General features: G+C 35.5%; 12 protein-coding genes. 9 read left to right on the plus strand and 3 right to left on the minus strand.

Going from position 1 to position 15,494, the window contains the following annotated elements; genetic code table 11:
- Positions 1-75: 75 nt before the first annotated feature.
- Complete coding sequence (locus FW780_RS10355) at positions 76-516, minus strand: hypothetical protein (protein WP_149833509.1); 441 nt, start codon at positions 514-516, stop codon at positions 76-78.
- A 244-nt stretch (positions 517-760) separates the two neighbouring features.
- On the opposite strand from FW780_RS10355, the gene FW780_RS10360 reads away from it, so the two are divergent.
- The 8 genes from FW780_RS10360 to FW780_RS10395 all read left to right on the plus strand — a co-directional run bounded on the left by FW780_RS10360 (position 761) and on the right by FW780_RS10395 (position 10,056).
- The gene (locus FW780_RS10360; RefSeq protein WP_149833510.1) at positions 761-1,315 is read left to right on the plus strand and encodes a YMGG-like glycine zipper-containing protein; all 555 of its coding nucleotides are present in this window, start codon (positions 761-763) and stop codon (positions 1,313-1,315) included.
- A 117-nt stretch (positions 1,316-1,432) separates the two neighbouring features.
- Complete coding sequence (locus FW780_RS10365) at positions 1,433-3,004, plus strand: LIC_10190 family membrane protein (RefSeq protein WP_241676881.1); 1,572 nt, start codon at positions 1,433-1,435, stop codon at positions 3,002-3,004.
- Positions 3,005-3,054: 50 nt separating this feature from the next.
- Entirely contained in the window at positions 3,055-4,125 is a 1,071-nt protein-coding gene (gene aroC / locus FW780_RS10370) for a chorismate synthase (protein WP_142717824.1), read from the plus strand.
- A 17-nt stretch (positions 4,126-4,142) separates the two neighbouring features.
- Positions 4,143-4,706: a thioredoxin family protein gene (locus FW780_RS10375; RefSeq protein ID WP_149833512.1), complete on the plus strand. Its 564-nt coding sequence runs from the start codon at positions 4,143-4,145 to the stop codon at positions 4,704-4,706.
- Between the two features lie 8 nt (positions 4,707-4,714).
- Positions 4,715-5,254, plus strand: a complete 540-nt coding sequence (locus FW780_RS10380; RefSeq protein ID WP_149833513.1) for a TlpA family protein disulfide reductase — start codon at positions 4,715-4,717, stop codon at positions 5,252-5,254.
- Positions 5,255-5,337: 83 nt separating this feature from the next.
- Positions 5,338-5,679: a YkvA family protein gene (locus FW780_RS10385; protein ID WP_149833514.1), complete on the plus strand. Its 342-nt coding sequence runs from the start codon at positions 5,338-5,340 to the stop codon at positions 5,677-5,679.
- A gap of 121 nt (positions 5,680-5,800) precedes the next feature.
- Positions 5,801-7,180 (plus strand): orotidine-5'-phosphate decarboxylase, encoded by a 1,380-nt coding sequence (gene pyrF / locus FW780_RS10390; protein WP_149833515.1) that lies wholly within the window; start codon positions 5,801-5,803, stop codon positions 7,178-7,180.
- A gap of 53 nt (positions 7,181-7,233) precedes the next feature.
- A complete protein-coding gene (locus FW780_RS10395; RefSeq protein ID WP_241676882.1) occupies positions 7,234-10,056 on the plus strand; it encodes a gluzincin family metallopeptidase in 2,823 nt (940 codons plus the stop codon).
- A gap of 177 nt (positions 10,057-10,233) precedes the next feature.
- Here the strand turns inward: FW780_RS10395 and FW780_RS10400 are convergent, their stop codons facing one another.
- Positions 10,234-11,043, minus strand: coding sequence for a T9SS type A sorting domain-containing protein (locus FW780_RS10400; RefSeq protein ID WP_149833516.1), 810 nt, complete (start codon positions 11,041-11,043; stop codon positions 10,234-10,236).
- A 160-nt stretch (positions 11,044-11,203) separates the two neighbouring features.
- Positions 11,204-12,073, minus strand: a complete 870-nt coding sequence (locus FW780_RS10405) for a T9SS type A sorting domain-containing protein (protein WP_149833517.1) — start codon at positions 12,071-12,073, stop codon at positions 11,204-11,206.
- A gap of 155 nt (positions 12,074-12,228) precedes the next feature.
- Between FW780_RS10405 and FW780_RS10410 the strand changes: the two genes are divergently transcribed.
- A complete protein-coding gene (locus FW780_RS10410) occupies positions 12,229-15,456 on the plus strand; it encodes a hypothetical protein (RefSeq protein ID WP_149833518.1) in 3,228 nt (1,075 codons plus the stop codon).
- Positions 15,457-15,494 lie beyond the last annotated feature (38 nt).

The following is a 15,494-nucleotide window of genomic DNA, read 5'->3' on the forward strand; positions in this document are numbered from 1 at the left end:
TGATTATTTAATTGGTAAAAAAACACTCATTTTCGGAAAGGGTAAATTTAATTAAATATTTTTTGCCCACAAGGCCTATTCCTCCCAAATAATTGGAATATAAACGGTAATATATCCATCAGAATCTACCTGTGCGTCCGAAACTGTAGCAATTACCGTTCCATAACCTACCCATCCGCCTTGTCCCTGCATAGCAGAAAAGGTATAAGTTCCTGCCGGAAGACCGTTATAATATTGTGGTACCGGCTGAAACCCTCCACTATAATAAGTATCATACACTTCTCCGGTCACCATATTCTCTGCAAGAAAACTTCCTACATCATAATTTCCGGAAAGAATTTTCGTCCCGTTTTTTGAAAGAAGACCATAACGGATCTTATAAGTCTGAGCTTTTGGTGCAGGATCAGTTATTTCTGAACAGTTTTTATTATTCTCTACTATTTCCGTGGAGGAAAATGATGTTACAACAGCCAGCAATCCAATACATGCTGATACTGTAAAAATTGATTTTTTCATATTAAAAAGTAATTTGGTATTCAAAAATAGTCAACTTATATGAATTCAATAAAAATTATTAGTGAATTAAAATTTACAAATACACCTGCAATACCGCATTAACAACATAAAATCAATCATCATTCAAAATTATCTCCACTTTTTAGTCGTAATTTTAACATTCATTAACTAAAATTTGGCTTCATAATTGAAAATAAAATTAAAATCAAAGTCGTTTTGGCTTTATCTTATTAAAATTTGAATTATGAGAAAGATAGTATTAGCAGGTATTTTATCCGTCTTTTTAATGACGGCCTGCAAGAAAGATGACAGCGTTGCAGAAAAGTCACTGGAAGCACAGAAACTTGAATTTCAGGCCAGACAACTTGAAATAGAAAAACAAAAACTGGCTATTGAAAAAGAAAAGATGGTCTATGAAGCTCAGAAAAAAGCAGATAGCATCACAGAAACCAAAAAAGCAAGAGCTGCTGCTGAAAATAATTCAAGACCACAAGTAATCAGAGAAACAAGAACAGTATATAGAGACAGAAACTCAAATTCCGGTTCATCAGGAAGCAGCAACGGAAGTTATGCCAATAACGGAAGTGGAACTTCACAGGGAACTACTCAGAAAAAAGGATGGAGTAAAGCAGCCAAAGGAACCGTTATTGGTACTGTAGGTGGAGCAGCTGCCGGAGCCCTGATCGCTAAGAAAAACAGAGGACTTGGTGCTGTAATTGGTGGTGTTGTAGGAGGTGCAACAGGATATACTATTGGTAGATCACAAGACAGAAAAGACGGAAGGGTACAACCCCGTTAATAAATATTTTCACAATAAATATAAAGATTGCTTATTTTTAAGCAATCTTTTTTTATGCTGTTAATCCTGTTTTCTTCAATTTTTATCATTCCTGTCTTAATGGGCTGGGGAAAAATCATGAAAAATATCTCCGGGATTTTATTTCAGGGAATCTTAGGAAAAATTCTATCCGGAATCCTTGGAATAAGCCTGATATGGACAGTTATTTCTTTTTTTATCCCTTTAAATATACATGTAGAAACCGTTTCAGTAGTATTAGGATTATTCTTTTTCTTTAGAAACCAGCTCTACAGGGAGTTTCATCAATTTTCAAAGAAAGATTTTACACTCCTTAGCATTGTAACTCTTATTATCATGCTCGCGGGCTCTTATTATCCTTATATATTGGATCATTTTGGCTATTATATTCCGACTCTTCAGTGGCTCACAGAATACGGGCTGGTAAAAGGAATTTCAAACGTAGATCTCACGCTTGGACAGATGTCTGTCTGGCATATTTTTCAGGCCGGATTTTCCAATTTCTCTGACCCCTTTTTAAGAATTAATGCTGTATTACTCATTATCTATACCATTTATATTGTTGAAAGAAAAAACTGGATACATCTTTGTTTCCTACCAGTTCTATTACTGTTTTCACAATCCCCGAGTCCAGACCTTCCTGTCATTATTTTTTCATTGATTCTCTTAAATGAACTCATCACCGGAAACAGAAACACAACGCTTCTTTTTGCCTTTTCAGTTTTTGTTTTTGCGATAAAACCTACCATGATATGGCTACCTATATTGATGTTTTTAAGTTCTGTTTTTATTTTCAAAACCTATTTCAGACCACTGCTTTTAGGAATTCTGATTCTTTTTCTTTTCTTTATTAAAAATATATGGACATTCGGTTTTCCCGTTTTTCCAGTAGCAGTGGGTGATTTGAATGTATTCTGGAAACCCAATCCGGAAGTTTTAAAAGTTTCGTCACAGTTTGCCATCATGAAAACCTATGACATGCAATATTCTTATGATGAAATTCAAAAATTTTCAACAGGAGATTATATTAAAAACTGGCTCTTTCTGGAAGGAATCAAATCAAAAATTAATATTCTCTTCGTTCTGAGTTTAGTTGTTTTTTCTGTATTTGCCTGGATCAAAAAAAGTAAACTTATTACTCTGATCTGCATTTCATTGTTGATAAAAAGTATATTGGTCCTTGCTTTTTCCGCTCAATACAGATTTTTTATAGATGTTTTCTTTGTAGTATTTTTTGTCCTGTTTCATGAATATTTTAATAAGAAGAAATCTATTATTGTTTTTTCAGCTCTCAGTTTATTTTTCATTTCAATATTATCCTTTCCGACATTGATACAAAAATATATTCCGAGTTTCAGAGTTGGAAGCTTTATGACAGGTTTTGAAAAAGAACAGCTTTACAAACCCTCCACCTACGAATATCATCAGTTTAAAACATTTGAAATCGGGAATTTTAAATTCAATGTTTCTCATAATTACCCTTATAGTTTTGATACTCCACTTCCGGCTGTTACCCCATTCTATATTTTTGATGATGTAAAAGCAGGTATTTTCCCTCAGCTTTTAGACAAAAATGACGTCAAAAAAGGATTTATCTGGAAAAAAATGACTTCGGAAGAAAAAAAAGAAGCCCAAAAGGTTATCAATAATATCAAAAACACCGATAAATAGAACAAATCCAGAAACTTTATTATCTGAAGAAAAAAAGGTAATTTTGTACTATGTTCAACACATTAGGTAATCTTCTTAGTCTTACAACATTTGGAGAAAGTCACGGAGTGGCTTACGGCGGTATCATCAATAATTTTCCGGCAGGTTTAACGGTAGATCTCGATAAAGTTCAATACGAATTGAACCGAAGAAAACCCGGCCAGTCAGCAATTGTTACTCAAAGAAAAGAAAGTGACACAGTAAAGTTTCTTTCAGGAATCTTTGATGGAAAAACAACGGGTACCCCAATTGGTTTTATCATTGAAAACGAAAATCAGAAATCGAAAGATTATGATCATATAGCTGGGGCGTATCGTCCGAGTCATGCTGATTTTACTTATGACCAGAAATTTGGTTTCAGAGATCACCGTGGCGGAGGAAAATCTTCTGCAAGAGAAACGATGAACTGGGTAGTTGCCGGAGCGCTTGCCAAACAGCTTTTGTCAGACATTGAAATTAACGCTTACGTTTCTTCCGTAGGGGATATTTTCTGTGAAAAACCTTATCAGGCTTTAGATTTTTCTCAAACGGAAAGCAACGATGTTCGCTGCCCGGATGCCGAAACGGCTGAAAAAATGATTTCAAGAATCAAAGAGATAAAAAAAGAGGGTAATACCATTGGAGGAACAATCACCTGTGTGATCAAAAATGTTCCGGTGGGAATTGGTGAACCTATATTTTCAAAGCTTCAGGCTGAATTAGCAAAAGCCATGCTGAATATCAATGCCTGCAAAGGTTTTGAATATGGAAGCGGTTTCTGCGGAGCCAAAATGACAGGAAAAGAACACAATGATGCGTTCAATACAGATTTCACTACAAAATCTAACCTTTCCGGAGGTATCCAGGGTGGAATTTCCAATGGAATGGACATCTACTTCCGTGTAGCATTCAAACCTGTGGCCACTATTCTGAGACCTCAGGACAGTATTGATAAAGACGGAAATCCCGTGATCGTAGAAGGAAAAGGGCGTCATGATCCCTGTGTGGTTCCAAGAGCGGTTCCTGTAGTGGAAAGCCTTGCCGCATTTGTATTGGCAGATCTGTTTCTGATCAACAAAACAAGAAATATCAATAATTTTTAACATAAATATTTTTGGTAATGAAAAATTACTGGGAAAAAGGAATTTCTTTTGAGGAATATCTTCACATTGCAAAAGAAAGATTAGAAAATCCTGCCAACCAGCAGGAAGCTGAATTTAAACAATATTATGAGCTGGGTCTTCAGAGAATGGACCGAACGGTAAAAAAATACGTCCCGGATGAAGATCAGCTGAAAGAACTTGCCGCAAAAAATTTTGACGGAAAGATTCTGATCATTTCTGAGGCCTGGTGCGGAGATGCAAGTGCAACAGTACCTGCATTATTCAGGTTTTTTGAAGGTCATAATGAAGTAAGGGTTTTTCTCAGAGACAGTGATAAAAGCTTAATCAATCAGTTCCTTACCAACGGTACGGAATCTATTCCTAAAGTATTGATTCTTGATAAAGACCTGAATGTAAAAACTTCATGGGGGCCCCGTCCAAAATACGGATACGAGCTATTAATGAAATATAAAGCTGATCCTGAAGCGTATCCAAAAGATATGTTCTACAATGATCTGCAAATATATTATGCCAAGAACAGAGGAAAAGATGCTGTTCAGGAAATTTTAGATCTTCTATAAAAAAAGATATGAAAAAGAGTATCATTTATATTGTAATAATAGCAATCATTGGTGTTGCTGCATTTGTTCCGGGAATAAGAAATTTTCTAAAGGATACATTTTTTCCGGTGGCAACCATTGAAAATGCTGTTCACATCAGTGAAGAAGATTACGACATAGAACTTAAAGGAATTAATGCACCTAGTACAAATCTCAAAAATTTTAAGGATAAAGGTATTTTCCTTAATTTCTGGGGAACCTGGTGTCCGCCATGCAGAAAAGAATGGCCATCTATTCAGAAACTGTACAATACCCGAAAAGATCATGTAGATTTTGTATTGATTGCAATGAATGATAAAGAAGAGGATATAAGAAAGTTTTTAAAGGAAAATAATTATACGGTTCCTGTATATATTGCCCAAAGCCCTATTTCTGAAAAAATTCTTCCTAAAGTTTTTCCTACGACTTTCCTTCTGGATAAGCATGGAAGAATCCTTATTAAAGAAGATGCTACAAAAGATTGGGACACAGAAACTGTGCATCAGTTCATTGACAATATTATCAAATAAGATTTTAACTAAATTTTATAATTTATTGGTACAGGATTTGTGAAATTTATAGGGTTGAAAAATTTATTAAATCCAAACACAAAATGAAATATTCAAAATTAAATCTTGCAAAAGAAGCCATCAATCACAAAGGCTTTATAAAAAAGATCCCTGATATTTTCAGAATGGTTAAAATGTGGAGAAAAGGAATTTATCCAATGAAATCCATAGACATTATTCTTCCTTTACTGGGAATTTTATATGTACTCTCTCCTATTGACCTGCTTCCTGAATTTGTGATACCAGTACTTGGAGTCATGGATGACCTGGCAGTATTGTCACTCACCATTCCTAAACTCATCAAAGAGGTTGACAAGTTTTTATTATGGGAAGCCGAACAAAAATACAGAGGCGCTCAAGTAATTGATGCTGAAATCGTAAAATAATAGTTTATTATATTTTTCACACCATCCTGGTCAATCCGGGGTGGTTTTTTATTTACAAATGAACGATAAATTTTTAAGCCTTATTTCAATTCCTTAAATTTGCAATATCTAATAAAAAATAATGGAAAGTAAAAAAGAATTCTTCTTAGAGTGCTACAAACTAGGCATCATCAAATTTGGTAGGTTTACCCTAAAAAGTGGTATTGAAAGTCCTTTTTATGTAGACTTAAGACCTTTAGCTTCAGATCCTAAAATTTTAAAAAATCTTGCTAATTATTTATTGGAAATGCTTCCATTGGATAATTTTGATTTAATCTGTGGAGTTCCTTATGCTGCTCTTCCTATGGCGACTGCAATGTCTCTGGAAAGCTATATTCCATTAATTATTAAAAGAAAAGAAGCTAAAAGCTACGGTACAAAAAAACTGATTGAAGGAATTTACCAGAAAGGACAAAACTGTCTTTTGGTAGAGGATGTGATTACATCCGGAAAATCTTTGCTGGAAACTATTCCTGAAATAGAACAGGAAGACCTTAAAGTTTCTGATATTGTGGTTGTACTGGACAGAGAGCAGGGAGGAAAACAATTATTGGAAAGCAAAGGATACAGAGTACACACGCTTTTCAACATTTCTGAAGTATGTGATATTCTTCAGGAAACTGGTGAATTGTCCGATGAAGAAGTAAAAAGAATTCAGGACTTCCTTCAGGGAAATCATATTCAGTTTGAGGAGGAAACAAGATCTTCTTACGAACAGAAACTTCAGACTGCACAACATTCAGTTTCAAAAAAATTACTGGAAACTGCTTTAGCAAAAAAATCAAACCTTATTGCTTCCGCAGATGTTACTACAACTCAGGAGTTATTGGACCTTGCTGAAAAAGTAGGGCCACATATTATTGCTCTAAAAACGCATATTGATATTATTTCTGATTTTGAATACGAAAAAACAATCACCCCTTTAAAAGCCATCGCTGCAAAACACCAGTTCTTACTGATGGAAGACAGAAAATTTGCCGATATTGGAAATACTCAGGAGCTTCAGTTCACAAGCGGTGTTTTCAAAATTACCAATTGGGCAGATTTTGTAACGTCCCAGGTTATCGGAGGTTTTGAATCATTAGACTGCTTCCACAATGTAGGAGTAGTAGCTATTGTCGGAATGTCTTCTAAAGGAGCCCTTACAACTTCAAGCTATCGTGAAGAAGCTTTAAAAGTAGCTTTATCTCATCCAAATGTAATTGGCGGAGTATCTCAGAACAAAATCCCTGAAGATCTTTTATTATTCACTCCGGGAGTTAATCTTGCAGATTCAGGAGATGGTAAAGGACAGCAGTACAATACACCGGAACATGTTTTCAAAACGTTGCATACAGATTTTATCATTGTAGGAAGAGGAATCTACAAATCTGATAATCCTGAAGCATCTGCGATTACTTATAAGACAGAGGGTTGGAACGCGTATATTAATTCTTTGGAAAAAAAAGCAATTCAGGGTTAAAATCCTAGAAAGTATATACAAAATAAGTTATATTTGAGCTTTATCACGAATATTTGAAAAAGATCAGCATTTGCCTTATTTTGTTCTGGGGAGTCGCACAGGTTTCTGCACAGAAGGACAGTATCTATATTGATGCTAAACTATCTCCTGACAAAAAGAACCTTGAGATCAGTCAGGAAATTGTTTATTACAATCATTCTGAAAAAGATCTGCAGACCGTAAAACTCCTGAATTGGGTTTCCGCCTACAACAGACGCGGAACATCTTTAGTCTACAGAAAACTGGAAGACAGAAATACTGATTTGCATTTTGCAAAGGGAGATCAACTGGGAAAACTTCTTGAACTGAATGTTAAGAATTCTGAAAATGAAGTCATTCCTGTCAATACACTTTCAGATGAAAATCTTTTTATTCCTCTGAAAAATGTATTAAAGCCTGGCGAAAGTGTCACTTTACAATTGCAATACCGGATGCAGCTTCCCGATAAAACCTTTACGGGATATGGGACATCCGCTCAGAATACAGTATTAAAATATTTCTTTATTGTTCCGGATCATTTTGATCCGGACAATATTTCCAAAAGAAACTACCACGATATTGAAGAACCTGTAAGTTTCAATACTTTCTGGACTGTAAACTTTGATATTCCTGTAAATAATTTTGTGGAAGGTAATCTCCCGCAAGTTCAGATGAACTCATTCAAAGGATATCTAGATTCGGATCCTGAGTTTTTAATTTCGCCAACAGGCTATCCATCAATAAAAACCAATGTTGACGAAGCCGAAACCGAAATTAAGTTTGGGTATAACCTGAAACCGGAAGAAAAACAAAATCTCGAGTTTTATCTTCCTTTACAGTTAAAGTTCCTGAAAGAAAGAATAGGTATTCTTCCAAAAAGTATTTTTATCTCAGATAAATTCAGAGCTAAGGAAGACTTTTTCGGAAATAATGATATTACTTTCTGGAAATTCAGATTTCAGTTATTTACCAATGCTGAAAAGACGGATCTGGATTATTTTGGAATTATTGCCAAGAAAATTCTTGATGAAAACGTTATTGCTGATAAAGAAAAAGACCACTGGTTCAAAAATGGTTTAAAATCTTACCTGGAAATTCAGTATCTGAAAAAATTCTATGCTGACACAAAACTTTTAGGAACCCTTCCTGAAACCAGAATATTTGGCATTAAACCTTTAAAATTTTTCCATGCATCCAAAGTAAAACTTCTGGATCGTTACGGACTTTCCTATCAGTATATCATGCTGCAAAATCTTGATCAGAAGATTGATGAGCATTTCCCTGTTTTGAGCAACTTCAACGACATGGCTGTCAGCAGCTTTGAAACCGGAAGTCTTTTTAATTATTCAGCGGATAAAATGGGGTATGACAACTTCAATGATATTCTAAAAGATTATATTTCTCAGAATACCGGAAAAAAAATTAATCCTGAAAATTTTCTGACTTCTCTTTCTGAAAAAAATAAATCAACAGCCTATCTTTCAAACTTTCTGAAACAGAAAAACAGAGTTGATTTTAAGCTAAAAAACATAAAAAAAGGCAACGATTCCTTAGAAATAAAGATCACAAAAAATACAGACATTTCTATTCCTGTAAAACTGGAAACAGAAACCAAAGAAGGAGAAAAAAAGGCATATTGGATAGACACTGAAGAAAATGAGCGCATTACCAATCTGTCACTTCCCGCTTCGGACAACATCTATAAAGTTACATTAAATAGCGGTTATACCTTCCCGGAATCTAATTACAGAGATAACTTCCTGTATGCAAAGGGAATATTTTCCAATGCAAAAAAAATAAAACTTAAATTAATAAAAGACATTCCGAATCCGGAATACAACGAAATTTATATCACCCCAAGAGTACGTTTCAACAATACATATGATAAATTTCTTTTGGGAGTTAACTTAAAAAATCAATCTTTATTTGATCAGAAATTCCTGTATTCAGTTACACCAACCTACAGTACCGGGACAGGAAAACTGACAGGTTCGGGTGCTGTTTCCTACTCTATTCTTCCTGCAGAAAGTATTATCAGAAGCTTAACCTTTGGAGTTTCCGGTTCTTATTTCCATTACGATTATGGATTAGCCTACAGAAAGAGTTCAATAGCTTCCTCTATTAATTTCAGAAAAAATCCCAGAAGTACGGTAAGCAGAAGCATCGGGGTTTCCTATAATTATTTTGAAAGAGATCTGAGCCCTAAAATGATTGCCAATAACGACTACAGCAAATACAACGTCTGGAGTGTTGGGTATGGTTATAGCGACAGCCAGATGATCCACGAAAAAAGTTTTAGTCTGAGTACACAGGGGATGGAGGATTTTAATAAAATAACAGCTGAAGGTTTTTACAGATGGGAATTTGCCCCTAAACAAAAGCTAAGTTTACGTTTATTTGCCGGATATTTCTTAAGAAACAATACCCGAAATAACCTTTTCGACTATGGAATTTCAAGGGTTTCTAACTATTCCTTCTCTTATAATCTTTTGGGAGAAAGTGCCAGCAGCGGTCTCCTTTCACAACAGTTTATATTAGCGGATGGTGGTTTTAAATCATTCCTGCCGGGAACGGTAAACCAATGGATCACTTCAGCCAATGTAGATTCAAGTGTATGGAAGATTTTCCACGTGTATGCTGATGCCGGGGTTTATAAAAACAAAGATCTTCCTGCAAAATTCATATGGGACACTGGAGTTAAGGTGAGAATTATCCCTGATTTCCTGGAAGTCTATTTTCCTATACAGTCTTCTTTAGGATTTGAGCCTTCATTTAAAGATTATGGAAAGCGTATCAGATATACATTAATCCTTAATCTTGGTTCCATTATTAATGCCGCAAGAAGAGGCTGGTATTAAAATACCTGAAAAAGATAGTTTCAAAGTCAAATAATTTGGCTTTGTCATTCTGACGAAGGAAGAATCTTATTAATAGCCGGGCTTATGAGATTCTTCACTACATTTGTGAACTGCGTTCACAGACTTTCAGTCTGTGTTCAGAATGACATTTAACAAAGAAGCTGTTTTTTATTAAAACTAATCTTTTATGATTTTCTGTGAGATCGGGATATTGTTGATTGTTCCGGTAACGATATAAGTCCCTTTCGGAAGCTCAGCAATATCAAGAGTTGAAGCTAGTTTCGTAGGTGATTTTTTGACAACCTGCCTGAAAGTATCATAGATTTTTACATCTTTCACTTCTGTTCCGAAGACAATTTTACTGTCCTTTATAAAAGGATTTTGTACAAAACCTGATTTCACGCTGCCTTCCAGGGAAAAATCAGCGCTGTTATCATTGCTGCCTACTAATGTTCTTTTTATCGCTGTGGTTGTAGTGGGAGAAGGAGCTGGCCCATCTCCTTTAAACTGATCTGCATTTGATCCATATCCAACAAAATCCAGAACATTAGAAGCAGATGGTCCGGTAACCTGTACTATATTTCCGGCTAAAGCAACTTTTCCTGACACACTGGAAATTCTCAGTCCGGAAGATTTGTTGGGAGTTCCATCAAAACTGGTAATAGTAGTGGCAATAAAATCCGGTGTTGGTAAATTCTCAACTCCTCCTTCAATTGCTGACTCCTGAATTAAATAGGTTTCTTCAGGACCTAAAGTAAGATCCGGTAACGTATGATATTCGGTAAAAGCACCTATGGCCGGAGCATATTGTATACTGGCCCCTGTAAGAGAAACCAAAGTAGTTCCTATATTTTTAAGGACTATATAGTTATTCTTCAATACAGCGCCTGAATTTGCATTTCCACCGTAGATCTCATTGATTACAATCTGGGCGTTTGAAAAAGCAGTTAATGAGATAAGTCCGACAAGAGTAAAGATTTTTTTCATCGTAATAATTTTTAGAAATGGATTTGTAATAAAAACATCAAAAACAATACCACCAAATTAAGAAATAAACAATATACAAAAATCTAAAAATCAGTAAATAATCGTATAAAAAAAACAGCCGCTTCAATGAAACGGCTGTTTGTATTTTTATCTTAAGAGATTAGTCTTTAAGAACCTTTTGAGAAAGTGGCTGGTTGTTTACTGTACCTGTTACAATATAATTACCTTTTGCCAGTTCAGCAACATTGACAGTTCCGTTTTGTTGTACTGAAGCTTCTTTTACAAGCTGCCCAAACATGTTGAAAACTTTTACATCTTTTACATCAGAACCGAAAACAATCTCATTGTTTTTAACAAAAGAATTCTTTACGAAGTTCCCTGATTTTACATTTTTAGTATCAATAACAGCTAAAGAAGCCGTAGACGAAGTAACAATTAAAGAAATGTCATCTATTCTCCAGTTGGCAGTACCAAGAGATGGAGTTCCTGTACCCGGGCTGTCACTTCCATAGATTCTTAAAGTAACAGGAGCTGATTCTGCACCTACTAAATTAACACCTGCAAAAGTGATGTTATTTAAAGTCCAGGTACTATTATTGTTAACATTTACAGTACCTATTGCAGTAGCATAATTATCAATGCTGGAATATACGGTAATCTTTCCAGGTCCGGTAGAAGTACCTCTGGATCCAAAACTTAAAGAATTCAAAGTTACTTTATTACCAGCAACAGGAGTTACTGTTACACTAAAATAAGTACTTGTAGCTGTAGAAAGGACTTCTTTGTAAGCTGCAGCTCCAAAATTACTAGACCCGCTTGCTCCTGTATAACCAGAAGACACAGATGAAGTGGTAATTAAAGTAGTTGTACCATTATTATTTCCCTGAGCTGCCCCGAATGCTACACTTGAAATGTTCGCATTTGTACCAGAAATAGGATTTACAGAAGTACAATCCCATACGTAAGTTGTTTGTGCTAAAGCAAATGCGCTCGCTACAACTGTAGCGAAAAGAGAATAAAGTTTTTTCATGATTTAATTCTTTTGTTGTTAATAATTTTCTTTCCGTAACAAAACTACATGCTAATTTCTTTTTTGGGACAATAAAGAGGTTAAGTTTTTGTTAATTATAGTTGACCTCTTAATGTTAACATTTTTTAATTATTTTTACGAATTATTTTTAAAAGTTGCGGAATTTTATTATCCTATTCGTTTTATTCTTCTTAGGCATATTTTCAGGAAATGCTCAGGTATTTTCGTGGAAAAATCCCAACGTCCCTGAAGACAGCATTAAAAGGGATAGTATTCTCGCTGCAAGACTGGAGCAGGATATCTTTGCAAAAGACACTCTGGATTTCATAAGAACCCATAATAAGATCATTATTGACGAAGCTGTACTGGCAAAAAACGATAAAAAAAGATTTTTAGGAGAGCTTAATTCAAAGGGGTCCATTATCCGTGGGATTACTTTTGGTAATAACCAGGGACAATCTGTACAAAGTTCTATGGATCTCCAGATTTCTGGGCGATTATCAAAAGATGTTACGATTTTAGCCAGTATTTCTGATCATAATCTACCTATTCAGGCTGATGGTTATACCCAGACTTTAGAGGAGTTTGACAAAATCTACATGCAGCTTAATATTAAGGAAAAGTCTATTCTCAGAGCCGGACACCTTGATCTTGTAGAGTCTAAAAATTATTTTGCGAAATACCAGAGAAGAAGTATGGGGCTTCAGTTCCAAACAGAATTCGGGAAGGAAAACAAAACATTCGTAGATATCTCTGCCGGTGTTGCACGAAGTGAATTCCACAGAATCCGTTTTCAGGGGGTTGAAGGCAACCAGGGACCTTACCGTCTTACCGGTAAGAACGGTGAACAGTTTATCACGCTGATCTCAGGTTCTGAACAGGTTTTCATTGATGGTATCTTAATGAAACGAGGAGAAAACCAGGATTATATTATCAATTACAATACGGGTGAGGTTACTTTTACCAGTTTCCGTCCTATTTTCCAGCAGAATTTCATTACGATTTCTTATAACTACGCCAACAGAAATTATTCAAGATATTTATTTACAGGAAAGCTTGAGCATCAGAGAGAAAAATTCAAAGTGGGCCTAAACTGGTTCATGGAAAATGATAACAAAAACGCACCTCTTTCTTTAAATCTTTCCAAGGAAGATGAACAAATCCTTGCTGAAGCAGGAAATGATCCTAATCTGATGTACGCACCATCAGGAGTTGTTACCGAATATGATGTCAATAAAATTTTATACAAATTAAGTCCTGCCGGAAATTTTTATGAATATTCTAACGATTCAAGCCTAACACTTTATCAGGTTTCTTTTACGTATTTCGGGGTTAATCTGGGAGATTATAAAATAGCACAGACCACCAATAACGGGCGTGTTTTTGAATATGTAGGCCCTAACGCCGGAGACTACAGAGCGGTAAGAAAACTTCCTTCTCCACAGAAATCACAGGTATACTCCCTGAACTCTGAATATTTATTGAATGAAGGAAAAATAGGAGCTGATATTTCCCTGAGTAATTATGATGTCAATTTGTTTTCATCAAAGGATTCTGATCAGAATATGGGCTATGCGTGGCGTATTTTCGGGAATAAAAGCTTTACTAAGAATACATGGAAAGGAACTCCTAGTTTTGAGTACCAGTATATAGACAGGCAGTTTCATATTCTTGACCGTATCAATGATGTAGAATTCTCCAGAGATTTCAACCTTACCCAGGAATTTAACAAGAAGACCCAAAACAGATTTATTTTCAGTTTCCTGAACAAATGGAACAATAAGTCTACCTTAAATTACCGTATCAATTATTTGAATGAACAGGATTCTTACAAAGGTCTTAAAAACGATCTGGATTTCGGATGGATCACTGGAAAACTCTTTACCAAAGGGAATTTATCTTATTTGAGTACCAACGCTACTCTTCAGGATACTAAATTTATCCGTGGAGGAATTTCAACAGAATTTACCGGTAAAAAAGGAAGCTGGGCCATTGGTGGAAGCATGGAACACAATGAGAAAAAGTACAACGACACTCAGCTTATGGATGTCACTAGCTTCAGCTGGAAAGAAATCTTTTTGCAAAAGAAGATCGGTGACAGTACAAGAACCAAGCTATTGGCCAAAGTATACATGAGGGATAATGACTCTGTACGTGACAACAGGCTTCAGAATATGAATAATATTTTAGGGTTCATGGCCGAAAGTCAGATCATCAAAACGGAAAGAACTACGTTAAATGCTTTAATCCACTACAGAAAATTTTTCTACTCAGGTGCGGAAGGTGACGTTACCCGAAATAATGATTTTGTAGTTGGAAATATTCTGTACAATCAACAGCTTTTCAGAAACGGGATGCGCCTTCAGGCATTCTATGAACTTGGAAACGGACAGGAAGCACAGAGAGAATTCCAGTACATTAAAGTAACAGATGGACAAGGTGTTTATAAATGGACAGATTATAACGGAGACGGCATACAGCAGCTTGATGAATTTGAAATTGCAGAGTATTCTGATCTTGCCCAGTACATTCGTGTGTATACCAATTCTGTAAGATATATTCCTTCCAATAAAAATAAATTGCAGTTGGCCTTATTTGTGAATCCGGCCATTGTTTTCAACTCAGAAAACGGATTTTTAAAGCGTTGGAATTTCAATATTTCATTGAATTCCCAAAACTCATTCTATAAAAAGGATAAAGTTCTTGTGCTGAATCCTTTTGAAAAAAACAGCGATCAGATCCTTAAAAATCAAAATATACTTGCTTCCGTACAATTCAATCCTACTGACAAATCAGGATGGAACGGTAATTACAGATTCATCACAAATGATAATCTTATCAATGCCAATTTCAGTAATGAAGAGCGTGAGCAAACCTCTCATTTCCTGAATATCGGATACTGGTTCAATAAAGAATTCAGAGTCGATTGGGAAAATTCCGTTCATGACATTCAAAACTCCTCACAATTGTTTGCAACAAGGGATTACCGTCTTAATAATTTTGAAACAAAGCCTAAGGCCACTTATAAATTTACAGATGCCATACAGGCTGAACTGTCCTCCGCTTTCCGTCAAAAACAAAGACTGGATGGTGAAGAACTTCTCAAAGCTTTTGATGTTACAGGAACTATCCAATGGGAACGCAGAAAAACGTCGATCCGCGGAAACTTCTCATTCATCAGCAACAATTTTACCGGAAACAATTTCAGTATTGTAGGAAACCAGATGCTTGACGGTCTGAAACCGGGAAAAAATCAGGTATGGAGTGTATTTATTCAGCAGGCGATCAACTCTTTTATCCAGCTGAATCTTAATTACGAAGGAAGAAACTCTGGTGACCGTACCATTCATATCGGAAGTATGCAGGTAAAGGCAAGTTTCTAAGTTGAACAGTTTCTTTTTTACCATAAAAAAAATCCCCA

The sequence above is a fragment of the Chryseobacterium sediminis genome, assembly GCF_008386505.1.
Classification (GTDB): domain Bacteria; phylum Bacteroidota; class Bacteroidia; order Flavobacteriales; family Weeksellaceae; genus Chryseobacterium; species Chryseobacterium sediminis.